The organism is Candidatus Defluviilinea gracilis (assembly GCA_016716235.1).
Taxonomy (GTDB): domain Bacteria; phylum Chloroflexota; class Anaerolineae; order Anaerolineales; family Villigracilaceae; genus Defluviilinea; species Defluviilinea gracilis.
Map to the genome: position 1 here is coordinate 1,102,081 of JADJWS010000001.1, position 26,775 is coordinate 1,128,855.

Annotated in this window: 28 protein-coding genes; 17 read left to right on the plus strand and 11 right to left on the minus strand. The window is 53.4% G+C overall.

The window, feature by feature from the left end; all coding sequences use genetic code 11:
• The first annotated feature begins 34 nt into the window (after nucleotides 1-34).
• Nucleotides 35-1,042 carry a quinone-dependent dihydroorotate dehydrogenase gene (locus tag IPM31_05180; protein ID MBK9006369.1) on the plus strand — a complete coding sequence of 336 codons (1,008 nt, stop codon included), beginning with the start codon at nucleotides 35-37 and terminating at the stop codon, nucleotides 1,040-1,042.
• Here IPM31_05180 and IPM31_05185 read toward each other — a convergent pair.
• Nucleotides 1,039-3,141 (minus strand): protein kinase, encoded by a 2,103-nt coding sequence (locus tag IPM31_05185; protein ID MBK9006370.1) that lies wholly within the window; start codon nucleotides 3,139-3,141, stop codon nucleotides 1,039-1,041. The genes IPM31_05180 and IPM31_05185 overlap by 4 nt on opposite strands.
• An 83-nt stretch (nucleotides 3,142-3,224) precedes the next feature.
• Between IPM31_05185 and IPM31_05190 the strand changes: the two genes are divergently transcribed.
• The gene (locus IPM31_05190) at nucleotides 3,225-3,626 is read left to right on the plus strand and encodes a hypothetical protein (protein ID MBK9006371.1); all 402 of its coding nucleotides are present in this window, start codon (nucleotides 3,225-3,227) and stop codon (nucleotides 3,624-3,626) included.
• Between the two features lie 210 nt (nucleotides 3,627-3,836).
• Nucleotides 3,837-5,135 (plus strand): Glu/Leu/Phe/Val dehydrogenase, encoded by a 1,299-nt coding sequence (locus IPM31_05195; GenBank protein MBK9006372.1) that lies wholly within the window; start codon nucleotides 3,837-3,839, stop codon nucleotides 5,133-5,135.
• A 65-nt stretch (nucleotides 5,136-5,200) separates the two neighbouring features.
• On the opposite strand, the gene IPM31_05200 is transcribed toward IPM31_05195, so the two are convergent.
• From IPM31_05200 to IPM31_05215, 4 genes are all read right to left on the minus strand, one after another.
• Nucleotides 5,201-5,569: a cupin gene (locus tag IPM31_05200; protein MBK9006373.1), complete on the minus strand. Its 369-nt coding sequence runs from the start codon at nucleotides 5,567-5,569 to the stop codon at nucleotides 5,201-5,203.
• Entirely contained in the window at nucleotides 5,566-5,973 is a 408-nt protein-coding gene (locus IPM31_05205; protein ID MBK9006374.1) for a glyoxalase, read from the minus strand. The genes IPM31_05200 and IPM31_05205 overlap by 4 nt, the downstream gene beginning before the upstream one ends.
• Before the next feature lie 150 nt (nucleotides 5,974-6,123).
• Nucleotides 6,124-6,477 carry a rhodanese-like domain-containing protein gene (locus tag IPM31_05210; GenBank protein MBK9006375.1) on the minus strand — a complete coding sequence of 118 codons (354 nt, stop codon included), beginning with the start codon at nucleotides 6,475-6,477 and terminating at the stop codon, nucleotides 6,124-6,126.
• A gap of 94 nt (nucleotides 6,478-6,571) precedes the next feature.
• Nucleotides 6,572-8,374, minus strand: a complete 1,803-nt coding sequence (locus tag IPM31_05215; GenBank protein ID MBK9006376.1) for a M3 family oligoendopeptidase — start codon at nucleotides 8,372-8,374, stop codon at nucleotides 6,572-6,574.
• Between the two features lie 99 nt (nucleotides 8,375-8,473).
• Here IPM31_05215 and dnaN point away from each other — a divergent pair, with 99 nt between their 5' ends.
• Nucleotides 8,474-9,607 (plus strand): DNA polymerase III subunit beta, encoded by a 1,134-nt coding sequence (gene dnaN, locus IPM31_05220; GenBank protein ID MBK9006377.1) that lies wholly within the window; start codon nucleotides 8,474-8,476, stop codon nucleotides 9,605-9,607.
• A 124-nt stretch (nucleotides 9,608-9,731) separates the two neighbouring features.
• Here dnaN and IPM31_05225 read toward each other — a convergent pair whose 3' ends face one another.
• Nucleotides 9,732-10,067, minus strand: a complete 336-nt coding sequence (locus tag IPM31_05225) for an FKBP-type peptidyl-prolyl cis-trans isomerase (protein MBK9006378.1) — start codon at nucleotides 10,065-10,067, stop codon at nucleotides 9,732-9,734.
• A 123-nt stretch (nucleotides 10,068-10,190) separates the two neighbouring features.
• Between IPM31_05225 and IPM31_05230 the strand changes: the two genes are divergently transcribed.
• From IPM31_05230 to IPM31_05270, 9 genes are all read left to right on the plus strand, one after another.
• A complete protein-coding gene (locus IPM31_05230; GenBank protein ID MBK9006379.1) occupies nucleotides 10,191-10,553 on the plus strand; it encodes a hypothetical protein in 363 nt (120 codons plus the stop codon).
• 2 nt (nucleotides 10,554-10,555) lie between these two features.
• Nucleotides 10,556-10,966: a hypothetical protein gene (locus tag IPM31_05235; protein ID MBK9006380.1), complete on the plus strand. Its 411-nt coding sequence runs from the start codon at nucleotides 10,556-10,558 to the stop codon at nucleotides 10,964-10,966.
• Between the two features lie 109 nt (nucleotides 10,967-11,075).
• Nucleotides 11,076-11,486, plus strand: coding sequence for a GxxExxY protein (locus tag IPM31_05240; GenBank protein MBK9006381.1), 411 nt, complete (start codon nucleotides 11,076-11,078; stop codon nucleotides 11,484-11,486).
• Nucleotides 11,487-11,681: 195 nt separating this feature from the next.
• Nucleotides 11,682-13,475, plus strand: coding sequence for an FAD-binding protein (locus IPM31_05245; GenBank protein ID MBK9006382.1), 1,794 nt, complete (start codon nucleotides 11,682-11,684; stop codon nucleotides 13,473-13,475).
• A 92-nt stretch (nucleotides 13,476-13,567) separates the two neighbouring features.
• Complete coding sequence (locus IPM31_05250; protein ID MBK9006383.1) at nucleotides 13,568-14,275, plus strand: succinate dehydrogenase iron-sulfur subunit; 708 nt, start codon at nucleotides 13,568-13,570, stop codon at nucleotides 14,273-14,275.
• A gap of 113 nt (nucleotides 14,276-14,388) precedes the next feature.
• Complete coding sequence (locus tag IPM31_05255) at nucleotides 14,389-15,228, plus strand: hypothetical protein (protein MBK9006384.1); 840 nt, start codon at nucleotides 14,389-14,391, stop codon at nucleotides 15,226-15,228.
• A complete protein-coding gene (locus IPM31_05260; protein ID MBK9006385.1) occupies nucleotides 15,228-16,169 on the plus strand; it encodes a DNA methyltransferase in 942 nt (313 codons plus the stop codon). Before IPM31_05255 ends, IPM31_05260 begins: the two co-directional genes overlap by 1 nt.
• A 446-nt stretch (nucleotides 16,170-16,615) precedes the next feature.
• Complete coding sequence (locus IPM31_05265) at nucleotides 16,616-16,864, plus strand: BrnA antitoxin family protein (GenBank protein ID MBK9006386.1); 249 nt, start codon at nucleotides 16,616-16,618, stop codon at nucleotides 16,862-16,864.
• A gap of 137 nt (nucleotides 16,865-17,001) precedes the next feature.
• On the plus strand, nucleotides 17,002-17,436 hold the full coding sequence (locus tag IPM31_05270) for a hypothetical protein (protein ID MBK9006387.1): 435 nt from the start codon (nucleotides 17,002-17,004) through the stop codon (nucleotides 17,434-17,436).
• 14 nt (nucleotides 17,437-17,450) lie between these two features.
• Here IPM31_05270 and IPM31_05275 read toward each other — a convergent pair whose 3' ends face one another.
• The 5 genes from IPM31_05275 to IPM31_05295 all read right to left on the minus strand — a co-directional run bounded on the left by IPM31_05275 (nucleotide 17,451) and on the right by IPM31_05295 (nucleotide 21,981).
• Nucleotides 17,451-18,398 (minus strand): hypothetical protein, encoded by a 948-nt coding sequence (locus tag IPM31_05275; GenBank protein MBK9006388.1) that lies wholly within the window; start codon nucleotides 18,396-18,398, stop codon nucleotides 17,451-17,453.
• Nucleotides 18,399-18,589: 191 nt separating this feature from the next.
• A complete protein-coding gene (locus tag IPM31_05280; GenBank protein ID MBK9006389.1) occupies nucleotides 18,590-19,360 on the minus strand; it encodes an ABC transporter ATP-binding protein in 771 nt (256 codons plus the stop codon).
• Between the two features lie 50 nt (nucleotides 19,361-19,410).
• Nucleotides 19,411-19,947, minus strand: coding sequence for a GNAT family N-acetyltransferase (locus IPM31_05285; protein MBK9006390.1), 537 nt, complete (start codon nucleotides 19,945-19,947; stop codon nucleotides 19,411-19,413).
• 2 nt (nucleotides 19,948-19,949) lie between these two features.
• The gene (locus IPM31_05290) at nucleotides 19,950-20,939 is read right to left on the minus strand and encodes an iron ABC transporter permease (GenBank protein MBK9006391.1); all 990 of its coding nucleotides are present in this window, start codon (nucleotides 20,937-20,939) and stop codon (nucleotides 19,950-19,952) included.
• A 64-nt stretch (nucleotides 20,940-21,003) separates the two neighbouring features.
• Nucleotides 21,004-21,981 carry a cobalamin-binding protein gene (locus IPM31_05295; protein ID MBK9006392.1) on the minus strand — a complete coding sequence of 326 codons (978 nt, stop codon included), beginning with the start codon at nucleotides 21,979-21,981 and terminating at the stop codon, nucleotides 21,004-21,006.
• 418 nt (nucleotides 21,982-22,399) lie between these two features.
• Here IPM31_05295 and IPM31_05300 point away from each other — a divergent pair, with 418 nt between their 5' ends.
• From IPM31_05300 to IPM31_05315, 4 genes are all read left to right on the plus strand, one after another.
• Entirely contained in the window at nucleotides 22,400-22,777 is a 378-nt protein-coding gene (locus IPM31_05300; GenBank protein ID MBK9006393.1) for an STAS domain-containing protein, read from the plus strand.
• Nucleotides 22,778-23,133: 356 nt separating this feature from the next.
• Entirely contained in the window at nucleotides 23,134-24,762 is a 1,629-nt protein-coding gene (locus tag IPM31_05305; GenBank protein MBK9006394.1) for a diguanylate cyclase, read from the plus strand.
• 80 nt (nucleotides 24,763-24,842) lie between these two features.
• On the plus strand, nucleotides 24,843-25,535 hold the full coding sequence (locus tag IPM31_05310; protein MBK9006395.1) for a response regulator transcription factor: 693 nt from the start codon (nucleotides 24,843-24,845) through the stop codon (nucleotides 25,533-25,535).
• Between the two features lies 1 nt (nucleotide 25,536).
• A complete protein-coding gene (locus IPM31_05315; GenBank protein MBK9006396.1) occupies nucleotides 25,537-26,775 on the plus strand; it encodes a HAMP domain-containing protein in 1,239 nt (412 codons plus the stop codon).

Sequence of the window (26,775 nt, forward strand, 5' to 3'; positions counted from 1 at the left end):
CACAAAGTTCACAAGGGAACACAAAGGAAAAGCTTTGTATTCATTTCTTCGCTCCTTCCTCTTTCGCCTCGACCCCGAAGCATCGCATCAACTCACGCTTCGATTGTTAAGTATTGCAGGAAACTTCCCACTTTCCAATTGGTTTCTCACACGACTCTATAAAACCGAATCAAAACCCGTTCAGGCGTTTGGATTAACATTCAAGAATCCCGTCGGTCTCGCGGCGGGATATGACAAGGATGGAGTGGCAGTTCGCGGACTCGCCGCGCTGGGGTTCGGTCACGTCGAAGTGGGGACGGTCACGCCGAAGCCTCAGGCTGGGAATCCGCGTCCGCGTGTGTTTCGGCTGGCGGAAGATGAGGCGGTGATCAATCGGATGGGGTTTCCATCTCAGGGCATGTCGAAGGTCGCAGGTCGCATGTCGAAGGTTGGCAATCGAAGGTCTGTGATCGTTGGCGTGAACTTGGGGAAGAATAAAGACACGCCGTTGGAAGAAGCCGCGCGCGATTATGTTGAGTTGATGAAGGTGTTTGCTCCGCGGGCGGATTATTTGACCATTAACATCTCATCGCCTAACACCATCGGTTTGCGTCGTTTACAGAATCGCGAGATGTTGGAGAATTTACTGGGTCACATTAACTTGGAACGTGAAACCTGGAACCTGAAACTTCCAATCCTTGTAAAAATTTCGCCTGATTTATCTGATGAAGAATTGGATGATGCAATCGGAGTCATCCTCGATAAAAAAATGGACGGGATTATCGCCACGAACACGACTCTTTCACGCGAAGGAGTGCGATCAAACTTGAAGGGCGAGACAGGCGGACTAAGCGGCGGTCCGCTCAAAGGTCGGAGTGAGGCGGTTTTGAGTCAGGTTGTGAAGTTGGTCAATGAGAGAGTCCCGATCATCAGCGTGGGCGGAATTGCGAGTCCCGAAGATGCAAAGAAAAGACTCGCGTTGGGCGCGAGTCTGGTTCAAGTGTATACCGGGCTGGTCTATCGCGGGCCGGGGATGGTTTGGGAAATTGTCAACGCGATTTAGGGTTGTTGGGCTGGGCGTAGCGCCGCTTGAATGCCTTCTCGGGGGTCTTTGAAAAATCCTTCAGGCAGAGGGAGCGGCGTGAGGTTGGCGCCGGTGTCCAGTTCGCCGGAGGGCAGGTAAAAAAGTTGTGTTTTTGCGTCCGGTCCCAGAGATTGGTCTTGGAAGGCGATCAATATAAAAGTTCCATTGGGACTCCAGCGGACATCGCGATAGCAACAGGAACCGATCGGAGTTTGCTGAATGCCTTTGTGGGTGAGCCAGTTATAGATGTACATTTCGCCCCAGCCGTTATTGCGGCGGTTGGTGTTGAATGTAAATTGTTCCATACCGTCCCAGTCGAAGTCGGGAATTTCGTGAGATTCGTACCCGGCTGGCGTGAAGCGTGTGCCGGGAAAGTTGTCCTTAAGATCGATCAGTTCCGGCTTGCAGTCTGAAATATCGAGCACGCCGATCTGCTCGGCTTGCAGGTTTGGGTTGTTTGCGTCGTTGCCCGTGTATAACCAGGCGACGAGTTGATCGTCAGAAGACCAGCGCGCCTCTCGAACTCTGGCAACTGCCATGGTCTTGGGTGTATGTTCAACCAGACAGGCATCCTTCATTTGCGAAAGTTGTCCGCGATTGGTGATGGCTTTGAACTGTTCTATGTCGAACGGCACAACGAAGATGGTGTTGCTCATGGCAACCTGAACTTGTTTATTGTCGTGTGAAACCTGAAAAGCATCCACCGACACTTCGGCGGGAAAGGTGGCGAGCGTATCAACCGTATCGGTTGTAATATCGAAGTACTTGATCGTCTTGCCGCTGATGAAGATGATGGTCTTGCCGTCGTTCAACCATTGCAGGTCGGTTTTGGCGGCGCCGTCGAAGGTGAGTTGCCTCAGGTCGGAGCCGTCCACATTCATCAGCCAGATATCGCGGTTGGCGACGAAGGCGATCTTGTCTGCGCCGCCGATGAGCGGGATTTTGGGCGCGAGCGTTTCCCTCGGCGCGGCGAGCGTGGCGGTCTCGGTCGCCGGTGCGGATGTGACGGTCGACTCAACCGTCGGCATGGAAGTGAACGTGACCGGGGCAGAGGTGGGCGCGGAAGTTTGCGTCGCTTCTTTTTCGACGGGCGGGCTGTTCCGGTTTGTCAGCCAGTATCCCGCCGCCGCGACTCCTATCACGCCCAACACGATCACAGCGATGATCGCCGGTGAAAATTTTCTTTTTTCGGCAACGACTTGGTGTTTTCTCGTTGCCCGCAACGCGGAGAGCGTCTGCGTCTTTTTCTCCGCTCCAAGTTGCCCGGCGATCGCTTTGAGGGTTTGAACCATCTCAACCGCCGTGCCGAAGCGGTCATCGCGGCTTTTCGCCATCGCCTTTTGGATGATTAAGTCCATGTCGGCTGGCAGGTTGGGGTTGAACGTTAAAATTCGCGGAACCGGGTCGGTGACGTGTTTAATGGCGACCGCCATTGGAGTGTCGGCTTCGTAGGGCTGTTTACCGGTGAGCATTTCAAAGAGGATGATGCCGAGCGCATAAATGTCGGCGCGGCCGTCCACTGCGTCGCCGGTGGCTTGTTCGGGCGCCATGTACGCGGGCGTGCCGATGATGCCACTGCCGGTCATGGTGCCGGAACTTTGGGTCATCTTGGCGATGCCAAAGTCGGATATATATGGTATGCCGCGGCTGTCGAATAGGATATTGCTGGGCTTGAGATCGCGGTGGATGAACCCCCGCGAGTGCGCTTCATCCAACCCGGGCGCGATCTGTTCGAGGATGCGCGCCGCATCTGCCACGCTCATGATCCCTTTTTTGATGCGCTCCGAGAGCGATCCCCCGTTCATGTACTTCATCACGAAATAAGGCAGTTTGCCGTCTTCGGTCTCTCCCACATCGTAGACCGGCACAATGGAAGGATGCTCAAGCTGGGCGATGATCTTCGCCTCGCGCTGAAACCTCATGCGGAATTGCGGGTCGGCGTGGAGCAGTTCAGGCGGCAGGATTTTGACAGCCACCTCGCGTTCGAAGCGCGGGTCGTATCCCCGGTAGACGGTTGCCATGCCGCCGCGCCCCAACTCTGATTTGATTTCATATATCCCGATCTTTTCTGGTTGCATGAGGGTAGTATACCTACCGGGTAGGCTGAGCGCAAGCGTCTTGCATGGCAGGAAAATTCCAACATTCATCTAATACAATCGCAATGCTTGCCAAATTCCTTTTATGGTATAGTGTCGCCACTATGGACGAAAAGATCACAATTATCGAGGGACCGCCGCCTATTTTCGAGGCGGTCAACGACGGCTGGGCGTTGGGTTTGAACGAACGCGCCCAATTATCCGTCCCGGCGTTGACGCGCTTGCGCACGTTCAACGGACCCGCGCTGGTGGAACGTTGTTATCGCGCGTGGAACGCAAAAGCCCCCATCCACTTGCATTATCGCAACGATTTCGGCGTGGAGCAAAGCGCGCCCATCTTTGCCGCGCGCAACGTGGAAACCTCCGACGGGCATGTGCTATTGCTTTGGGTGCATCTCGACAGCGACAAGGTCGAATATGAGTTCGATCAAGGGGACGACGAGACCGACGAAGATAATCTTGAATAAGCCAACCGGCCGGGCATGCGCCCGGCCTCTTTATTTCATTTGTAACCCTCCCGTTGAATTGACTGTTGCCTGAGTTCCGGGTTGACGGTACAATCAGGGCAAACGCAATGATGGATCACTTTACAGGATGCGCGGCGCAACCATCGAAGTGAAAGCGGGCTTCCCGTCCGGGATGCCCGTTTATATTTTAATTTTCAGGAGATGAAAGTTATGGCTGGACAAATCAATGCTTTCCAGATCGCACAGGCGCAATTCGACCATGTAGCGGAACAGTTAAAACTCGACGCCGGCGTGCGCGAGGTCTTGCGTGTGCCTACGCGCGAGTTCACCTTCCGCATCCCGGTGCGGATGGACGACGGCTCGCTCAGCGTGTTCACCGGCTTCCGCGTGCAACACAGCGACGTGCGCGGACCCAGCAAGGGAGGCATCCGCTTTGCGGCAGACGAGACCCTCGACACCGTGCGCGCCCTCGCCATGTGGATGACGTGGAAATGCGCGGTGGTGGACATCCCTCTCAGCGGCGGAAAAGGCGGCATCGTCGTTGATCCTTCCAAACTTTCAGTCAACGAAAAAGAACATCTCTGCCGCGGCTGGGTACAGCAGATGATCAGAAATATCGGGCCGCGGCAAGACATCCCCGCGCCGGACGTGGGCACCAACGCCCAGATGATGGGCTGGATGATGGACGAGTATTCGAAATTATCCGGTGAATTTACGCCCGGCGCGTTCACCGGCAAACCGGTCGGGAGCGGCGGTTCGCAGGGACGCACCGAAGCGACCGGCTTTGGCGTGATCTACAATATCCGCGAAGCGATGAAACGCCGCAATATCGATCCGAAGAATTCTGTGGCGGCGATCCAGGGCTTTGGCAATGTGGCGCAACATGCCGCCATGGGGTTCGTCGAAATCCTTGGCGGAAAAGTAGCCTGCGTTTCCTGCTGGGACCGCAACGATAAAAAATCATACACGTACAGCCACAAAGACGGCGTGGACGCAAAATTCCTGCTTTCGATCACCGATCAATACGGCACAGTGGATAAAGCAAAAGCAACCGAGGCGGGTTACGTGGCAGAAGACGGCGACGCGTGGCTCTCAAAAGAAGTGGATGTCCTCATCCCTGCCGCCATTGAAAATCAGATCAACGCCGAGACGGTGAAGAAAATTTCCAGCCGCTTGAAGATCATGGCAGAAGGGGCGAACGGTCCCACCACGCCCGAAGCGGATGAATTTTTCAAGGAAAAAGGCATCTTCCTCGTCCCCGACTTTTTGTGCAACGCGGGCGGCGTCACCACCTCTTACTTCGAAGGCGTGCAGAACGATATGAACTTCTACTGGTCGAAGCAAGAAGTGCTCGGGCGGCTGGACGAAAAGATCACCGATGCCTTCAACGCCGTGTATGAAATGTCGGAGAAAAAGAACGTCTACATGCGCGACGCGGCATACATGGTCGCCATCCAACGCGTGGTAGACGCGATGCAAATGCGCGGCTGGCTTCAAGGCGATTGGTAAACGACCGCGAACGACAAGCCCTCGTCACTCAACGAGGGCTTTTTCTTTTGGATGAAGAACCCGGTTCATTTCGACCCTTCGACACGCTCAGGGCGGCGCGGGCAACCTGATTCACCCTCTCGACCTTTGTGTCCCTCCAGGCAGACCACCCCCTCCGCGCCGACTTGGGCATTGTGCGCAACCCCGGCAGGCAGGTCGAGCCGGTCGCCCGCATGCAACTCCAGTGATTGACCTAACTCCGGCAAACCGAATGTGATCGAACCGCGCAGGACGTAGATGACTTTGTCGTATGAGTGGGAATGTGCCGCGTAGGTATCGTGCGGTCCATTCGACCACGTGTAAGGATGCAAACCTTCATCCGCGCACAAACGCGTCAGTGTGGATTCGGTTGGGGCGGCTGAACCAGCCCAACGGGTGACATGAGGCGTGTTTATATCTTCTCCATCAACTCGATCCGATTCCCAAAGGGATCGAACACATGCGCGCGCTTGAATTCCTCCAGCGGAGGCTGTGACAAGTCCCATTCGTAGCCCGCCACTTGGATCTTTTCAATGAGCGTATCAAGATCATCCACGAGGAGTGCGGGGTGCGCCTTGCGCGCCGGGCGGAAATCGGTTTCGATGCCGAGATGGATTTGAACAACAGGTTGATCCGACAGCAGTTCAACTGCTGTCGGATCGGGAGGAACATTTTGAAGCCAGATACCCCCGCGTTTGGCGAGCTCAGCAGGTTTGGGAATTTCGGTTAGCCCAAGAATGTGAACATAAAATGCCCGCGCTGAATCTTCTTGATCCGCGGGCATGGCTAATTGAACGTGGTGGATGGAGAGGATGGTCATGATTTGTAAGACAAGATTAATCCTGTCCTACGGCTCAACCGGATACCCCGCATTGATCCACGCTTCCAACCCGCCGAGCAATGCTTCGACTTGTGTGTATCCATTGTGCAACATGAGGAACGCCGCACGGGCGCTCGTATGCTCGTTCGGTCAGGTGCAGTAGGTGATGATCCATTGGTCTTTGTCGAGGTTGACGCTATTAATGTCAATTTCAAATCGATCCAACGGAATGGACAACGCGCCTACTACATGCTTCTCGCTGTATGCTTCCGTGCCTCGCACATCCACGATGATCGCCGCGCCGGCGACATAAGCCGTGTACGCTTCTTCCAACGAAATGCGCGGAACATCCGCTTCGGTGGCAGGCAGGTTGGAAGGCGTGGATGGATTCCCCGGCTCGAGGATAATGACCGGTGTCGGCTGGGCGGTTGGGGATAACGCGTTGCATGCAAGTGTTGCGAGGATGAGAATTGAAATGGCGAGGAAGATTCTTGTTTTGGGCATGGGTCCTCCAGGGACGTACACACGGAAACACGTACACAGGTAAAACAGGTAGACACGTGTGTACTTGTTTACGTGTCTACCTGTTTACCTTATCTCACAACTCACAAAACCGATCGATTTGCTTCCCGATGATGGCGAGACTGTCCTGCCAGAATTTTTTCTGCGTGATGTCGATGCCGAAACGCTTGGCGAGTTTCGCCGCAGACGCTTCGCCGGTGGAGGCGAGCAGGTTCATGTAATCGGGGACAAAGTCTGCGCCGCGTTTTCGGTAGATGGCATATAAGCCTGTGGCAAACAGCAGACCGAACGCATAGGGGAAGTTGTAGAACGAGAAGTTTGGCGAATAGTAATGCGGCTTCCACGTCCACATGAATTTTTGCAAATAGCGTTCATCGAGTCCGTCGCCATAGGTCGCTTTTTGGGCGCGCTCCATGATCTCGCAGAAATCGTCGGCAGAGAGTTCGGATTTTTCGCGGCGTTCCATCACTTCCTTTTCAAAGAGGAAGCGCGAGTAAATATCCACGATCACTTGCCCCGCATTTTCAATTTGCGATTCAAGCACAGCCAGAATCTCTTGCGGGTCTTTTGAAGTGGACAATACGGCTTCGGTGACGATGGTCTCGCACATGATGGAAGCGGTCTCTGCGAGAGTCATAGGCGTGTTCTGTTGCAGTTCGGTCTTGCCTGCTTTGTATGCGCAATAATTATGGAAGGCGTGACCCAACTCGTGCGCCAGCGTGCTGACCTGATTGAACGAACCGTCGAAATTGGCAAGGACGCGGCTTTCCTTCACCGCCGGGACTCCCATGCAGAACGCGCCGCCGCGTTTTCCATCGCGTTGCTCGGCGTCGATCCAATTGTTCTTGAACGCAGTCGCAGTCATAACATGAAGATCGGATGAAAATTCGCCGAAATGTTTGAGGATGAAATCGCGCGCTTCATAGTACGAATAGACTTTGTCCGTTTTACCGAGCGGGGCGAAGATATCCCACCACGCCAGTTTTTCTTTGCCCAGTTTCTTCGCCTTGTGTTTGAAATACTTGCGGAACATCGGGAACGAATCTTTCATCGCGCCCATCATCGCGTCGAGGGTCTTGCGATCCATGCGCGCGAAATCAATCGCGGCGTGGAGCGCGTCTTTGCGTCCGCGTCTTTTCCACAGGATGTTCGATTCGCCTTTGACCCCGTTGAGGGTCGCGGCTAGCGTCTCTTTGACTCCCTCCCACGCCTGATTCTCCGCATCGTACGCGCGGTGACGAGTCGCTTCATCGGGATGCGAGCGGAGGTTGATCAGCGCGGGCATGGGTAACTTTTGAAGTTTGCCGTCCAGCTCGAAGTCCACAGAAAGTTGCGAGGTGACCGTCCCCTGCAGTTTGCCGAAGGCGTTGCCTCCGCTGAGCGACATTTCCGCGGCGAGCATTTCCTCCGCTTCGCTCATCAGATATTTTGCCTGGTCGCGCGTCTCTTTGAGTCCGAACGCGTGCGCCTTCGCCGAGGGATTCGTGGCGACGGCTTCATCCAGTTTTTTACCGAGCGTTCCAACCCACGCGCTGAATTGCGTGCCGAGGTTGCGCTGGCGCACCTGCACTTGCTCGAGTTCGGAGAGCAGGCGGTTGGCGGTTTTATTCCGCGAGTCGGTGGTGACGAAGGCTTCGATGTACGCGCCGAGCGTCCCGCCGAGTTCGTAGATGGCGTTGAACTGATCCACCGCCTTGCCGAGCAGGGCGCCGAGCTCCTTCGATTTTGTTTTTGCGCTGGCTTTGGTCAATTTGCTCTTGTAGAATTTCTCGAACTTATCCAGAAGCGCTGAGTATTCCTTCACGGCGTTCTTGAACTCTTTCGATTCGAGCGAGGGATAGACATTGGTCATATCCCAGCGAGGGGCAGAGATGGTCATGGAAACTCTCCTTGAGATGGTGAATATGCCAAGTATACTCTGTTGTATAAAGAGCGTTATGAAGTAAAATAAGCGCACTCAACAACGAGGAGCCGTGCCATGAAAGTAACCATCCTTCAAGAAAACCTTGCGCGTGGATTAAGTATCGTATCGAAAGCGGTTTCGCCGCGCAGTACCTTGCCTGTGCTTGCGAATGTGTTGATCGCGTCGGATGAGGGACGCTTGCGACTCTCCGCCACAAATTTGGAGATGGGCATCACTTGTTGGATTCCCGCGCGCATCGAAGAAGAAGGCTCGACCACTGTGCCAGCGCGCACGTTCTCTGATCTGGTGAGCACCTTGCCGAGCGACCAGGTGATGTTGAAACTCGATGCGCAAACGCAAACGCTCAATGTGCGCGGCGGAACATCCACGAACGATATCAAGTGCATCGACGCGCAAGAGTTCCCGCCGTTGCCCACGCCCGATCTCGAAGGCGCGGTGCAGATCAACGGCGGCGATTTCCGCGAGATGATCCATCAGGTGGTCTTCGCGGCGTCCTCCGATGAAGCGCGTCCTGTCTTGATGGGTGTTTTGATGCAAGTGGATAAAGACAAGCTGACGATGGCGGCGGCAGATGGATTCCGACTCTCCGTCCGCAAAGCGGTTCTTTCCGCCCCCGCGCCTGCTTCAGTTTCCGCCATCGTCCCCGCCCAAGCCTTGAAGGAGTTGGCGCGCGTCGCATCCGATGGTGAAGAGCCGATCTACATGGTGTTACCCAAAGGACGCGGACAGGTCGTCTTCCGCGTGAAAGATGTGGAAGTGGTCTCGCAATTAATTGACGGCACATTCCCCGATTTTCAACAGATCATCCCGCGTTCGTATAAATCGCGCACGTTGGTTTCAACTTCATCGTTGTTGAAAGCCTGCAAACAAGCGGAAATTTTCGCGCGCGAAGGTTCGAACGTGGCGCGTTTCAATATTAAGTCCGCGCAAAGCGACATGCAACCCAGCGAAGTGGAAATTTCCGCCACCTCTGAGGAAACTGGCAAAAACGAAACCATCGTCGAAGCGACTGTTGATGGCGGCGGATTGCTCATTGCATTCAACGTGAAATTTTTACGAGAAGCCTTGGAAGTCATCCGCACCCCCAACGTCGCGCTGGAAACATCTGCGCCGAACGCGCCAGGCGTGGTCAAGCCTGTGGGCGATGACCAGTTCCTGCATGTGATCATGCCGATGCATTTGGGTTAGTCAGATAGTTGGCTAGTTTGATAGTCTGGTAGTCAAACAAAAAAAGCGCTTCGTCGAGTAACGAAGCGCTTTTTTTATCGAATTTGAGTAAGTTTCTATCGCCGATCGGCAAGGTCTTGACGATCTACTTCACATCCACCAACTCAACATCGAACACCAGAGTCGCATTCGGCGGGATGACTCCGCCCGCGCCGCGCTCGCCGTAGGCAAGATCGGGCGGGATGATGAGTTGCGCCTTGCCGCCGACCTTCATCAGCGCGATGCCTTCGTCCCAGCCTTTGATGACACGTCCCTGCCCAAGCGGGAAGGTGATCGGCTCGCCGCGCGAAACGGAACTGTCGAACACGCCTCCATCCTGAAACTTGCCCGTGTAATGCACGCTGACCGTTTTCCCTGCCTCGGCTTGCGCGCCCGCGCCTGCTTGCACTTCGATGTATTCCAATCCGTTTGATGTTTTCATGAGTTCTCCAATTCAAGAATCTTTTCAGCAATTGTAACTGTTGTTTTACAAAATTGACATTTGTTTTCAGTTTGCGCGTGAGGGTGTACAATAAGCCCCGTTCAATATTTCTTGGAGGCATCTATGGGATTGAATCGAAACGTCAGTCTTTCGGCGGGGCTGGGATACAAGGGAGGCGCTCCGTACCTGACCTACATCCTGCATCGCATCGGGGGAAGCGCGTTGTTCATCTTCTTCACGGTTTACATTCTTTCATTGCTGGGATTGGACTCCATGCAGGCGCTGATGGGCAACTGGATCTTCCAAACGGTCTTTCTGACCTTCGGGCTGTTCCACGCCATCAACGGACTCCGCATCACCATCCTTGACCTCTCGCCCAAACTCATCGAGCATTACCGCGCCGCCATCAACATCGAATGGGTGGCGTATATTATCGTGGCGGGATTCGCATTATTCGTTGTGTTCCGCAACGCGTTCGGAGGCTAGACATGGCGGCAAGAACCCTTCCCCTCAACAAGCGCGGCTTCAACTTCGAGACCTTCATGTGGGCGTTCACGCGCTTCACGGTGATCGCCATGTACGGCTTGATCCTCGCGGGCATCCTCGGCGGCTTGATCGTCAGCGCGCAGACAGGCGCGAACCTCGGCGATGTGTTCTACTGGGCGTTCTTCCCCAACCTGGCGGGGAATCCAATCGGCGTGATCTGGATGACCATCCTCGCCAAGTTGATGGTCATCGCGTTTGTTTTGGTCGCCTGCGGGCACGGCGTTCACGGCGTGTTGGAAATTTGGGATGATTACGTCACAAGCGAAGGCGCGCGTCGCTGGGCGCGGAATATTGTTATCACGTATGCGGTCGTGGCAAGCATTGTTGCAGTTTATGTTATTTTGACGGCGTAGTTTTTTAAACACGAAGGGCACAAAGAGCACGAAGGTTGGTCGTTGGTGGAACGAGAGGAATTGACTTGGAGTTTGTTTGAGGATGAGTTAGTCAGAAGGAACCGCATTCATGCCAAATCCGCCGAAGAAAATTTATCTGCCTGTTCCAGCAGAGACGGAGAGAATCGGAAAGTTGGTTCTCGATGCGGCATATAAAGTTCATACGATTTTAGGACCTGGTTTGCTTGAGTCGGTTTACCAAACAGCCACAAAACATGTGCTGACGACAAGCGGAGCGCTTGCCGAGACGGAAGTAAAACTTCCGATCATGTTTGAAGGCGTGGAACTCGAATCGGCATTGAAGATTGACCTGCTCGTTGAAAAATGTGTGATCGCAGAGTTGAAGTCGGTTGAGAAAATGCATCCAGTGTTTGAAGCGCAGTTGATAACCTACCTTCGTTTGAGTAAAGTGCGGCTCGGTTTTCTCATCAACTTCAATGTGCCTCATCTCAAAGACGGTATCAAACGAATCGTGGTGTAAAGAAATTAAACACGAAGGTTGGTTAGTTGGTAGAGCGAGATGAATTGGTTTGGAGTTTGTTTGAGGACGAGCGAGTTTGAAGTAAAAGAAAAATAACAAAATCTTTCAATCACTAAAGGCATCAAGGTCACCAAACCCATCAGCCTTAAATCCTTAGTGCCCTTCGTGTCCTTTGTGGTAAAAAATGGAGTATTCATGGCAAATGTTCATCAATTTGAAGTGATCGTGGTCGGCGCGGGCGGGGCGGGACTCATGGCGGGACTCTACGCCTCACGCGGCGCGAAGACGGCGGTCATCAGCAAGTTGTATCCGACGCGTTCGCACACAGGCGCGGCGCAGGGCGGAATCAGCGCGGCGTTGGGCAATTATGAGGAAGACAGACCCGAATGGCATATGTACGACACGGTCAAAGGGTCGGATTATCTCGGCGACCAGGACGCCATCGAATTTATGACGAGCGAAGCCATCCATGCGGTGCTTGAACTCGAACATATGGGCTTGCCGTTTGACAGAACGCCTGAGGGACGCATCTCACAGCGTCCGTTCGGCGGGCATACGAATAATGAAACAGGCAAACCCGTCCGACGCGCGGCGCACGCGGCAGACCGCACGGGTCATATGATCCTGCAAACGCTGTACCAACAGTGCATCAAGAACAACGTCACGTTCTTCGATGAATATCAAGTGATTGATTTCATTATGGTGGACGGCAAAGCGACGGCGGTCGTCGCGATCGAATTAGCCACTGGCGAATTTCACATCTTTCACGGAAAAGCGATCATCTTCGCGACGGGCGGGCATGGTCGCATTTTTGAGGTGACGTCCAACGCCTACGCCTACAGCGGCGACGGCGCGGCGATCCTCTTCCGTCGCGGCATTCCGCTCGAGGACATGGAATTTTTCCAGTTCCATCCCACAGGCATTTACAAACTCGGCATCCTCATCACCGAGGGCGCGCGCGGCGAAGGCGCAGTGCTGATCAACGGCAAGGGCGAACGCTTCATGCCGAAGTATGCGCACACGGTCAAGGATTTGGCGTCGCGCGATGTGGTCAGCCGCGCGATCTACACCGAGATCAAAGAAGGTCGCGGCATTGACGGTAAAAATTATGTCTATCTGGATATCCGCCCTGAGACGGTGAACAAATTCGCGGCGGAGGACGGACGCACCAACCCCGACGGTTCTCCCTACAAGATCACTGGCGACACGATCTTGCAAAAGATTCCCGACATCGTGGATTTCTGCCGCGTCTACCTCGGAGTGGACCCTGTCACACAAATGATGCCGACTCAACCGACCGCGCATTACACGATGGGCGGAATTCCGACGACAAAATATGGCGAAGTAGTCGTTGACGATAAAGGCACGAAAATCCCTGGCTTATTCGCGGCAGGCGAGTGCGCGTGCGTGTCTGTGCATGGCGCGAATCGACTCGGCACGAACTCACTGCTCGACCTCGTTGTGTTCGGCAAACACGCGGGACAAACAGCCGCGGAGTACGCCAAGTCGGTTGACTGGGCGAAACTGCCCGACGATGCCGAAGCAGGCGCGAGGTCCGAATTTGAAGCGCTGCGGAATGGGTCGGGTAAAACGAATGCGTACGATCTATCCAATGAGATGAAGAAGGTCATGTTCGAGGAAGTCGGCATTTATCGAAACGAAAAAGATATGGCGTCGGCGTTGGAAAAAGTGCGCGACATGCAGGCGCGATTCAACGATGTGCGCGTGGGCGACACGGGACATGTGTTCAACACCGAATTGTTGAACGCGTGGGAACTCGGCAACATGCTGGCGGTGGCGGAAGCGGTGGCGGCGAGCGCGTTGAACCGCAAAGAGTCGCGCGGCGGACATGCGCGCGAGGATTATCCCGAACGCGACGATGCGAATTGGTTGAAGCACACGTTGATCACGAAGAAGAATGGCAAGTTGGAAATTAGTTATAAGCCTGTGGTGATCACGAAGTTTCAGCCGAAGCCAAGGGTTTACTAATGTCATTGCGAGTCTTCGAGAAGCAATCTCCTCGTTGTGGCGCAAGATACGAGTTACACGTTACGAGTTAAGTTTGATGCAGAGGTGTTTACATGGAAGTAACAGTTAAGATTTTTAGATACAACCCCGAAAAAGATTCGCGCGGACATTACGAGTCTTACACAGTGGACGCGCATGAAAATGACCGCATCCTCGATGTGCTTGAGTTGATCAAAGGTCACAAGGACGGGTCGCTGGCTTTCCGCCGTTCGTGCGCGCATGGCGTGTGCGGATCGGATGCGATGCGCATCAATGGGCGCAACATGCTGGCGTGTAAAACGCTGGTGCGCGACGTGGGCGCGAACATCACGATCGAGCCGTTGCTGGGTTTGAAAGTTGTCAAAGATATGATCGTGGACATGGAGCCGTTCTTCGATAATTACAAGAAGATGCTTCCATATCTCATCAACGAGTCGCCGTTGCCCGCCGATGGAAAAGAACGCTTGCAATCTCCCGAACAACGCGCGCGCTTCGATGAGACCACCAAATGTATTTTGTGCGCGGCTTGCACCACGTCATGTCCGTCGTTCTGGGCGAGCGAGGAGTATTACGGGCCCGCCGCGTTGATGGCGGCGCATCGCTTCATCTTTGACTCCCGCGATGAGGGCGCATCGGAACGCTTGCACATTTTGAGCGAAACGAACGGCACGGTACGCTGTCACACCGCGTATAACTGCACCAATGCCTGTCCGCGCGATATTCACATCACGAAGGCGATCGGCGAGTTGAAGATGGCGATGGTAACGGGGAAGCTTGATTGAGAGATTAGAGACTGGAGATTGGAGACTGGCAAGCCGTGTCTGTGAGGATGCGGCTTGTTTTTGTTTGCCAAATTCTCAAACTGGCTTTATAGTTATGAGGCAGGTTTTGGTTAATCGGTGTTTTTAGGAGATTACTTTTAAAGCAAAGAGACAAGGCATATCTTGACCTGATAGTAGACCCGATTCGAGTTTGCGCCAACTATAAACCTAAATTTGGACAAGGATCGAATAAAGATGGATTGAGTATGAAGCAGTTTCAAAATCTTTATCGAAGCGATCCGTTTTATCGTTGGCTGGGTTTATATAACCCACTGATGTATGCTGCGCATAAGGCGGCTGGCGGCATGACAAGTATTTACCGACAAATTGGTATTGGGTGTGAGACGCTTTTTCGAACGATCATCAAAGATTCGCTTGGGTTATCCGACAACGATGTAAGATGGTCTTACAGTATTCCTTTGCCAAGCGGAAAAACCAGAACACTATATCTGGATGGTCGAATTCCCCTAGACAGAATCAGCGATAAATCAAAAAGACTTCGCTTCCAAAGTTGGATGAGAGAGTCTGCGAAAAGTCTAGATGTCGATTCGAGAATATCTGCCAAATTAACAGGCGCAATTTTTGAAGTGCGACAGGGCTATAAAAGCAAAGACTCAAAACGTCAAAATGCGGATATTGCAAACGCGGCGACCGCGTACACGCAGACTTATCTTCCGTGCGCCGTGATCTTATCAACCCAAATTGATGAGGATATTTTGCTCCGGTATAGATCCGAAAAATGGGCGGTTATCACCGGCGTAGTTGGGGAAAACAATCCATTGGTTTCGACATACGATTTCATGCGCGAAGTCGTTGGATATGACCTTGCCGCATTCTTCAAGCGAAACAGTAAAGTGATCCAACGGGAAGTTAACAACGTACTCAAGTCGTTGCTGATCCTTGGAGAGAAATAATGGGTATTGTTTTGGAGCGCGAAAGCCTCCGCCAGCGCGCTGATTTTACTTATAAGTTCAACGCTAAAACCGGGCGTCATGGCTGGTTGCGTCTTACGCCTGCCTACTCCCTAAAAATCGTCGAAGATTTGGTAATTTCAAACCCCGAGGCCCGTAGAATATTCGATCCGTTCTGCGGAACAGCCACCACAGCGTTGAGCGCCGCTTATCATGGACGAGAAGGCGTAACAACTGATATCAATCCTTTCTTGATATGGCTTGGACAGGCAAAGACAATGCATTATTCAACGGTTGATATTGAATTAACCCGAGAGGTCTGCCTCGATATAGTTGAAATAGTTAAAAAGCAAAACATCGAGCCATATTCCCTGCCGCCGCTCCATAACATTGAACGTTGGTGGCATCAAAGGGAACTGAATTTTCTGCAACTGCTCAAATCCGCGATTTATAAGACAACAGAAGTAGCCTCCGCTCAACGGAGGCTACTAATGGTCGCATTTTGCAGAACATTGATGAAATTATCCAATGCCGCATTCAACCATCAATCCATGTCCTTTAAAAATGGCGGGCAACTAAAGATGGGGCTGGAGTTCGATTTATATGAAACCTTCGCCGCAGACGTCCAATTTATCATTAATAGCGCCGGTGAAAACCCAAGCGGGAAAGCAACAATTTTACTTGGGGATTCTAGAAATCCCGCGAGTGTTGTTGATGGAAAATTCGACCTGGTCATTACATCGCCTCCCTATGCAAATCGTATGTCTTATATACGGGAACTCCGGCCTTACATGTACTGGTTGGATTTTTTATCAAACGGCAGAGATGCCGGCGAATTAGACTGGGAAACTATTGGCGGCACATGGGGAATAGCCACAAGCAAACTTACAGATGGGAACGTCCTACCGAGCAATTTCGGAACGAACAACTGCTTGGCATCCTAGATAAAATAGCCAACACAAACAATAAAAATGGGATCGTGCTCTCAAAATATGTCGCAAAATACTTCGACGATATGTGGAGTCATTTTAAAGGCTTGACCCCCATTCTTGCCCCTTGCTCAGAAATTCATTATATTGTTGGTAATTCTACGTTTTACGGGACGCTTGTTTCCACCGAACAACTGTATGCCAAGATGCTGAAGACATTGGGCTTTTCAAATATCGAGTGCAGACCAATTCGAAAACGCAATTCAAAAAAGGAACTGATTGAGTTTGACGTAGTTGCCCGTTGGGAATAAAACGAATAATGAATACCCTCGAACTCGCCGCCTTCCTGAAATGGATGCGGCTTGTTTTTTTATGAAACATCAATGGGTAGTAAAATACTCGATATGAGGAAAAACGCTGCTTCGAAGAAGTTGGGCACTGATTTCAAACGGCTTGACGCCATGACCGACAAAGATATTGACTTCTCGGAAATCCCTGAAATTACGCCTGAGATGTTTGCTAAAGGCATGGTTCGACGCGGACTTAAGCCGACCTATAAACGCCAAATGACCCTGCGATTGGACAGCGATGTAATCGAGTGGTTCAAACGACAAGGACGCGGATATCAGACCAGAATGAACGCCTTGTTACGAGCGTACATGGAAGAGCATAAAAGAATGACAGGCGGACCTCGTTCACGAGCAGGTTAAGACTTTGCAAGAACAAGCCGTATCCATGAGATACGGCTTGTTTTTATACACGGCTATAATTCCCGTTGAAGGTTTAGGATGTAAGTTATTCGGGATAATGCAAAGGTCTCGCGTTAGAACCAAGAAAGAGTGGTCGCATGATTACCCAGAACATATCGATCTTCCGAACGGGCGCGTTGATATTATTTGTCGTCGCCCTGCTGGGACCATGGACATTTGACGTCATTAATGTGCCAGCGGAATACGAATGTTCAGCGCCTTTTATCCGTTTGAACGGTGATTTCTGTGGGACTGTCATGTCGGGGCTATGGGTCGGCGGACTTTCGATTTTGCCCCTGATACCGTTTTTCACTACATTGCTCTTGCTCTGGAAGAAAGACGCGCGTCGATTCCGAACCATCCACCTTATCGCATGGGTGTTGGCTTTGATCCTCGCTTTGGTAATTTTCATTGGTCAGACCAATGACCCGATCATCCGCCTGTGGGGACTCTGGCTCTACATCCTGCTGGCGGTTGGCGCAATTCTGATCGAGTATCTCGCGTCAAAAAATAATCCCGCCTCGAATATCTGACTCGAACGCGCCATCTACTGGCTTTCCATCCAATACGAAATGAACGGATCAGCCTGTTGCAAAGTTGCGATTTCCGCCTCGCACATGAGGGACTGTTGCGCGGGCTGTCCTTCCGCTTTGAAGATCCGCCCGATCATACGCGGATCGCTCCAGTGTTCGCGGTCCACGTAGCCGAGGCGGTAGTAACCGTCTCCGCTTTCGTAGCACCAAGTCTGCCCGTAGATAATGACCGGTTCGGGAAGCGCGAGAATGTATCGGGGAGTCAATTCCGAAAGAGACGCGGGGTAACGTTCCTCGCGCGCGTAAAATGATTCGATGGCTTGAACGACCCTGTCCGCCCGTTGCGACGTCAATGCTCGAAAGTCGACGCGTTGCGCCAAAGTCGAAACCCAGATCATCAAAGCGGGGGCGAGTAGAAGATATGCAATGCCAGCTAGTTTTGTTTTGGACGGCAAAGCAATAAGCAGGGTAAGCCCGGAAAGCAAGACGGCAAGCATCGGAGCAAACAACAGAATGTATTTGAGGGAATCGTAGGTATTATCCCAAACTGTTAGATCGTAGATTTTGAAGAGCGTTCCAATGATAAGAAGAATACCAACGAAGAAGACGGGAATGACAATTCGCGCTTGCGGTTCGGACGAACGCAGACTCAAACCCGAATAGAGCAAGAACGCCGCATTGATCAGCGCAAGAGGGATCAGGAAAAACGCGGCTGTCGCTAAGTCTGAGAATAGCAGGGAAGTAGGAATGAGCAGAAGCGCTAGAAGAACCAGCCCCGTAAATATCCACACCTTGGGGTTCACGCGCTCGATCACCTTTGGCAACACCAGCGCGAATAATCCGCAAAACAGGCTCGCAACCGCGGCGGCTCCCATGATCCCCGATGAGCCAGCGGACGAGATCATCGCAAACACCACAAAGAGCACAATCGCTATGAGGAGAACGAATACAGGCGTCTTCATGTCTGCCTTCCTTTTATTACTTGACGGGGTGAAAAGGAAAACGTATCGGGCAGATTCCGCTTAACGTTTACTAGACTTCTTGCGAAAGTCGTTTTTGCCACAGAGAAAAAGAGTGTTTCTCAAAGGTCTCTGTGGTTAAACAAGAGATACTTATGCAAGAGGTCAATTCTCAAGTTCGCAGTGTGCGCGGCTTATTGTATTTCCGGCAGGACCAGCGGAATATCCAAAAACGGATGCTTGACCACCCGCACGGGCAAACAATACGCTTCAGCAATTCGTTCGGGTTGCAATACTTCCCCGGGCTTCCCCATCGCCGTGATGTTTCCCGCGACCATTAACGCGATTCGATCCGCATAATGCGCCGCGAGATTCAAATCGTGCAAGGCGATCAACACGGCAAGGTTATCTTTGTGAGCAAGGTCGCTCACCAACTCCAACAAGCCAACTTGATACTGTATATCCAAATGCGCGGTGGGTTCATCGAGCAACAGGATCGGCGTGGATTGGCACAAGGCGCGCGCGAGTAAAACCCGTTGTTGTTCTCCACCGGAGAGTTCGCCCACGCGGCGTTCGGCAAAGTGAAGCGCGCCCACGCGCTGAAGCGCTTGCCGCGCGATCTCTTCGTCGCCTCTCGATGGCTGACCTAAAAACCCAAGATAAGGCGCACGCCCGAGTAATACGGTTTCCCAAGCGGTAAACGCCGGTGGTAGTGAAACCGCCTGCGGAACGGTGGCAATATACTTCGCTCGTTGCATGGGATCCAGCGATGCGAAATCGTCTCCGTTCGCGCGAACGTGACCCGAATAGGGAATCACCCCGCTTGCGGCGCGGATGAGCGTGGATTTGCCCGCGCCGTTCGGTCCGATCAGCGCGAGGACCTCGCCGCTTTGCACAGCGAGGGAAATATCGCGCAAGATTTGGCGGGAGCCGTAATAGGCAGAGATGTTTTGGATTTTCAACATGGCAGAAACAGACGGGCGCGGCAACATTCATGTTGCCGCGCTACAATGGATTAAAAAATCAAATACCAATATAACGCGATCTCGTCCAAGGGCGGGTTTAGGGCTTTATATAATTCCATGTCGAACCCGCGCAGTTCGAAACCGCAACTTTCATAGAGCCGGCAGGCGTTCACATTGATATCCTGTGTTTCAAGGAACACGCCGGGGAAACCTTTTGTTCTTGCCCAATCGAGCGCGCGAGCCATTAATGCGCGCCCAATCCCTCGCCGTCGAAATTTTGTGTCCACTCCGAGATCGCATAGATATGCATAATTATTCCAGTGTTTCCGCGCTTCAATCTGCCCTGCGAGTTCATTGTCTGCATACGCAAAAAAGAGGTTGCGGTCCGGGTCGCTGTCGTACGCCATGAAATCGGTCACGCGCCGGCCGCCGTATTTTTTTGTATAGGGAGGCACATCCATAACCGTATAAGAAATCTTTCCCCGTTCGGCGCGCAGAACCAATTTGGAAGTTACCAGGAAGGAATCGTCAAATTGACGATAGTCTTGATCGTTCTCTTTGTCGATTGCGCGGATGGAGATTTCCATGTTTACCAATATCCTTGATTCTTGGCGGTCTTCAACACCCATAAGAAGAACGGCGCGCCTGCCAGCGCGGTGACGATGCCGACGGGAATCTCTTGCGGCGCGATGACGATTCTGGCGAGGATGTCGGAGAGAAGCAGGGCGATCGCGCCGCCGAGAATGCTGAGGGGGAGTAAACGCCGGTAATCGGGACCAAACCACAATCGGGTGAGATGCGGGACGATCAGTCCGACGAATCCGATAATGCCGGAAAACGATACCGCCGCGGCAGTCGCCAGGGAGGAGGCAGTCAAAATGATCCGCTTGGCGCGCGAGACGTTCAGCCCGAGTTGTTGCGCCTGATCGTCGCCGAATTGCAGGAGATTCAGCGCGTGACCACAGAAAGCCAGAATGCCCAGACCGATGACGAGGTATGGCATGATCGCAAGGATCGCCGCCCACCCGTTTTGGCTCGCGCCGCCGAGAAGCCAGCCTAACGCGCGGCGAACTTCGCTCGTGGAGCGGATCATGAGGAATGAGGTGAGCGAGGTGGCGAACGATGAAACGGCAACGCCGGCGAGGATGAGGCTGGTTGTCGGTATGGTTCGACCAACCCGCGCCAGGGAATATACGATGAAGACTGTGATCAGCGCGGCAACGAATGCCGAGAGTGGAATCGCCATCAGACCCCAGAATGAATAGGGCCACTGGACCGACATGGCGATCACCGCGCCCAGCCCCGCGCCTGATGCGACGCCGATGAGGAATGGGTCAGCCAGTGGGTTGCGGAATAATCCTTGATATGCCGCTCCGCTCCCGCCCAATGCCGCGCCAGTGAGCGCGATGAGGATCGTGCGCGGCAGGCGTATCTTCCATAAGATCGAACCGTTGATCTCTGTGCCGTTGCCGAGAATGGTTTGCCATAACTCGCGCGGTGAAATGAAAACAGAGCCAATGGCCAGGCTGAGGAGGATCGCGAGGCAAAGAAAGAGGAAGGAGGAAAGGAGAGGGCGCATGGATATCGTATCCACGGGAAGATGCAAACAGGTAGACACGCGCGCGTGTCTACCTGTTTATTTCTTACTTAAACAACTCGGGGTGCAATAGTTTCGCCAATTGTTCCAGCCCATCCACCAGGCGCGGGCCGGGGCGGCTGACCAGGTTATCGTCGAAAGTAAAAATTTGATTGTTCTTCACCGCATCGAGCGTTTCCCAGCCGGCGCGGGCGAGCACCGATTCGGGCGTTACGCCCCACATCGAATCGCCGAGGACGATCACCGAAGGGTTCGCGGCGACGATCTGTTCCAAACTCACTTGCGGGTAAGCGTCGGTGATGCCAGCCAGGGTTACGAGGTTGGCTCCGCCAGCGCGCTGAATGAGCAGGTCGCCGAAGGTGCCGAGACCGTACGAGTAGGGTTTCGCCGCGTCCGTTGCGTCGATCTCATAAAAGACCGTTGGGCGGGCAGAGATGGGCGCGATCTTTTCATCCACCGCGGCAACGCGCGCTTCGAGCGAGCCGATGAGTTCTGTCACGTCATGCCCAGACAGCTGACCGACAACATCAAGGTTCACATACATTTCTTCAAGCGTGACCGGGTTCTTCAGGTAAAACACGGTCAACCCCAAATCTTCAAGTTGCTTCACAAGTTCGGGCGTGTTGATCTCGGCGGCGAGCACCAGGTCGGGTTCGAGCGCCACGATCGCTTCCACATTGTATTCGCCGAACGATCCGCCAATGGATTCGATCGAGGCGGCTTCGGCGGGATAATCGGAAAATTCATCGCGTCCGACCACCTGTGAGCCTGCTCCAATGGCGAAGAGTATCTCCGTGTTGGAAGGGGCAAGCGAAACGATTCGCTGAGGGGTTGTTTCGAGCGTGATTTCGCGCCCAAGCCCATCGGTATAGCGTTTGGCTGGTATTTCGGTTGGCGCGGCAGTGGCAGGCGCTTCGGTGGCGGCGACTGTAGGCGCAACAGGCGCAACTGTCGGCGTGGTTTGCGGCGCGCACGCGGTCAACAGCGCGATGAGTAAAGTCAATAGTAAAGTCTTGCGTAACATGGTTTCTCCTAAGGGTGTGGTGCGACCGGCTTAAGCCGGTCTGACTTGATCGTACAAATTAAAATCCCCAGCCAAAGCCGGGGAGGTTGGGGAGGCGATGCGAGTCTAGCCGTCCTCCACCTCCTTTCCGCGAGGGTGTGGTAGAACCGACCAGTGCGGGCGACCTGACTTACTTAGTCTCCTAGCCGGCTAGTCTGATCGTCCTCCAGTCGCATATGTTCGACTGGGAGACTGGGAGACTATTTGACTATTTGACCAACATCACAGTTGCGCGACAGTGTTGGAATTTCACCAACTTCGCCGCTGAATGGTCGATAAAATTGTGGCGCGATTGTATGCCCGTTGGAAACGCCCGTCAAGTGTATAATGGGAAACATCATTCTGGCGGCGCTGTATCGTATTCGAAAACGAGGTAATCATGAATCCTGATTTCAAAGTATCCTCTGAGCAACGGCAGGCAGAGGTGCCCGTCACCATTTTTCGGGTGTCTGGCTGGCTGGATGCGCAGGGTGAAAGCCGCCTGCTGGAGGAAGCCCGGGACGCGTACGATGGCGGCGCGCGGTACCTGCTGATCGACATGAGCGAGCTCGATACACTCACCAGCGCCGGCATGCGCGCCTTGCAAAAGGTGTATCTGATCTTCACTCCCAAAGAGGACCATTTTCAAGTGGCGCATATGAAATTATGCAACGCGCCAGCCCAGATCTACAACGTGCTGGGCATCACAGGATTTTTACAGAATATTCCCATGTACGCAAGCATGGACGACGCGCTCGAGTCGTTCGGCAAAGACTAATGCTCGTCCATGAAAGGCTCTTCAGATCACTGAGGAGCCTTTTTTGTTGCGCTCTTTGCCGCCAAAGCGAGGCTTAATGCACCGCTCAGTGTCGCCATGCCGCTACGGTAGAGAATGCTTAAATTGAATTAATACTAACTACCCGACACTTTCCTTTTTTGGACGCTGACCGCGAAGCGCGCTGAAAACGCTGATAAAAACTTTTTTCGCCCGTTTTTTGAAAAATCCGCGTTTATCTGCTTCCCATTTTATAAAAATTGTCAGGTAGGTAGAATTAATAGAGAGAAAATCTTTGTAAACCCATTGCAAGTTTGCATGGTTTCGTCCAAGGCTACAATTAGGCTGTATGTAGGCTTATGCCAACTTATTTTTTTACTTATCTCCTTTTATTGATCGGTTCCACCGTCGTAACCTTTTCCGCTTCGTTGATCGCCCGAAAGAGGAACGCGCCCGGCTCGACCACGTTGAGGGCGTTGCTGGTTGTCATGTCGATGTGGTCCGCGACTGCCGCCGCGATATACATTCAGGATGGTTTCGCGGGAAAGGTCTTCTGGTTGAACGTGATGGTCGTTCCTGTTGCCATCGCGCCAATCCTGTTCATGACCTTCATCTTGAAATTCAGCGGAAGCCCGGTCTGGGTCACTCGCCGCGCATTGACCCTGCTCTATGCCTTTTCAATCGTATTCATCCTCCTGCAGTGGACTAACTCATACCATCATCTCGTCCTTTCTTCGGTGCAACTGGTTGAGCAAGACGGGTTCTCGGCGCTGAAAATTCAACGCGGCCCGGTCTATTTTGTAAACCTGGCGATTGCCTACGGCACGGTAACCATGGGCATTCTCACTCTTGTTCGCGAGGCGCTGCGCGCAAGTCATTTGTATCGAAATCAATACCGCCTGCTTCTACTCGGATGTATTGTTCCGCTGGCATTCAGCATATATAGCCAGTTAGACTATAACGCGCTCGGCAATCTGGATACATCCCCGATCAGCTTTGGCATCACAGGCGTCATTTTTGCCTTTACCACACTCCGCACCCACTTTATGGATCTGATCCCTGTGGCGCGCAGTCATCTGATCGAAAACATGGGCGACGGCGTATTAGTGCTCGATGCCCAAAACCGTATTGCGGATCTCAACCCAGCCATGGAAGTGTTACTGGCAGAACAACCACAGCAACTTCTAGGCAAATGCGCCTTCGAGACTTTCGGAGGCTGGGTGGAAAAAACAAGCGCAATTTTCGGCGATTTCGAGCTAAAAACCGAGGTACGTCTTCCATCCATGCCATCTCAAATTTTAGACTTGCGCATGACCCCGCTCTACGATAAGAATGACCTGATAAACGGCAGATTACTTGTCTTTCGAGACATTACCGAACGCAAAGAAGTTGAAAAAAGACTCCGCGACGCCAATTTCCGGCTGAAATCCCAACTCATCGAAATTGGAATCTTACAGAGCCAGTTGCGCGAACAGGCAGTGCGCGACTCGCTGACCGGGTTATTTAACCGCCGTTATCTCGAAGAAACGCTGGATAGGGAACTCGCCCGAGCCGCGCGCGAATCTTATCCTGTCTCCATCATCATGATCGATATCGATCACTTCAAGCAGATCAACGACACCTATGGGCACGAAGCAGGGGATATCATGTTAAAAGCGCTGGGAGGCATGCTGATGACCCACAGCCGACGCGGCGACTTTGCCTGCCGTTACGGCGGCGAAGAATTTCTCATCGTTATGCCCAATATGGCTCGCAGTATCGTGCAAGAACGCGCGGCAGCCTTGCGGCAGTCGCTCAAGGCGTTGATGGTGCGCTACGGCAATCATACACTGACCGCAACCTATTCGATGGGCATCGCCTCCTACCCCGCCAACGGCGATACGCGCGAATCGTTCTTACGCGCCGCAGACATGGCAATGTACGCCGCCAAGAACGCCGGGCGGGATGATATCCGCTCATTCGATGAGATCGAGGCATTGGTCAAGTAAACAAGTAGTTCATGGGGCAAATCTTACGAATTCCTAACTGCTGCGCGATTCTGAATGACATTGGAGTATGATGGGCATCGATGAACGCGCGTTCCATTCTCGTGGTGGAAGACGAAGCCAGCATTGCTGAGGTGATAAGCCTGTATCTCAAGCGCGCCGGATTTGCGGCGCAAGTCGCTTCCACCGGTAAACAAGCGATGGCTCTCTTCGAACGACAGCCCCCGGATTTCGTCATCCTCGACCTGATGCTTCCCGAAGTGGACGGTCTGGCGCTCACGCGCTGGATGCGAGACCGGTCCAATGTGCCGATCATCATGTTGACGGCGCGGCGCGAAGAAGCGGATCGCATCGCCGGGCTGGAGATGGGCGCCGACGATTATGTGGTCAAGCCGTTCAGCCCGCAGGAGCTGGTGAGCCGGGTGCGGGCGGTGATGCGGCGCGGGGCGCGGGAGCAGGCGGAGGAGGGGAACGACCGGGCGATATCCTTCCCTGATCTATCCATCGACCCGCGCAGTCGGGTGGTCAAAGCGCGCGACTCCGATGTAGAATTGACGGCGAAGGAATTCGACATGCTTTATTTGTTGATGCGCCACCCGAAACAGGTGTTCACACGCGATCAGTTACTCGAGCGCGTGTGGGGCGGGGCGCAATACATCGATCCGGGCACTGTGACCGTGCATGTGCGCCGCGTGCGCGAAAAGATCGAACTCGACCCTTCGAAGCCCGCGCGGTTGATTACGGTGTGGGGCGTCGGCTATAAATTTGAACCGTAAGATGAAAAAATTTTTTTCGCGTGCTCCTTTTGTGTTTCAATTGATTCTCGGCGCGGCGGTCATCGTTGCGATCACGCTGGGCATCTTTACGCTGGTGATGTTCCCGCCGATGCAGGATATCGCCAATCTGGCGTTATATCTTAGCCTCACAGCATTGGTTTCGGCAGTCATCGGTTATCTTGCGTATTCCCTCGGTTGGATCCACATGTCGCCGACCCTGCGTTGGACGTTGCTGGGCGGGTATATCCTCGCCAGCGTTCTCACGTTCTTCAATGTGTGGTTCTCGGCGCAGATGATGTTCTCGAGCCAGCACGATCTATTGCTTGCCATTGTTTTATTGGTGTTTGCCGGCGGCATGGCAACCGTGCTTGGGTATTTTCTCTCCGGCACGATCACACAGCGCATTCATCTGCTCAAAAATGCGGCGGAAAATATCGCGCATGGCGAACTGAACACGCGCGTGCCTGTGCAGGGTCATGACGAAGTGGCGGGGTTGGCAAAAACCTTCAATCAGATGGCGGAACAGTTACAGGAAAGCGATAGCAAGCAACGCGAACTCGAACACATGCGCCGCGATCTGATCGCCTGGGTGGGTCACGATTTGCAAACTCCGCTCACCTCGGTGCGCGCCATTTTGGAGGCGTTATCTGACGGCGTGGTGGAAGACCCCGAAACCGCCAGCCGATATTTACGCACCGCCCAACGCGACGTGAACTCACTTTCCGCGTTGATCGACGATCTCTTCCAAATGGCGCAACTCGATACGGGGGGCTTTCCGCTCGACCGCCAAAACGCCTCGCTCAGCGACCTCGTTTCGGACACGCTCGAAAGTTTTACCGAACCCGCCAAACAACGCGAGATCAAACTCGAAGGCAACGTGGAATACAACGTGGACCCGGTCAACATGGATACGCAAGCCATCGGGCGCGCGCTCAACAACCTCATCGGTAACGCCCTGCGGCACACACCCGATCAGGGCAGGGTGAGCGTGTGGGCGCATCGCACCGGCAAGGGCATCGAGGTGACCGTCAGCGACACAGGCGAGGGCATCCGCGAGGAAGACCTGCCGCACGTGTTCGAAAGTTTTTATCGCGGCGATGCGGCTCGTTCGCGCAGTCGCGGCACGGGCGCCGGGTTGGGGCTGGCAATCGCGCGCGGCATTGTGCAGGCGCATGGCGGAGAGATCCGCGTCGAGAGTAAGCCGGGCAAGGGCACGCTGTTCACCTTCACCATTCCTTAA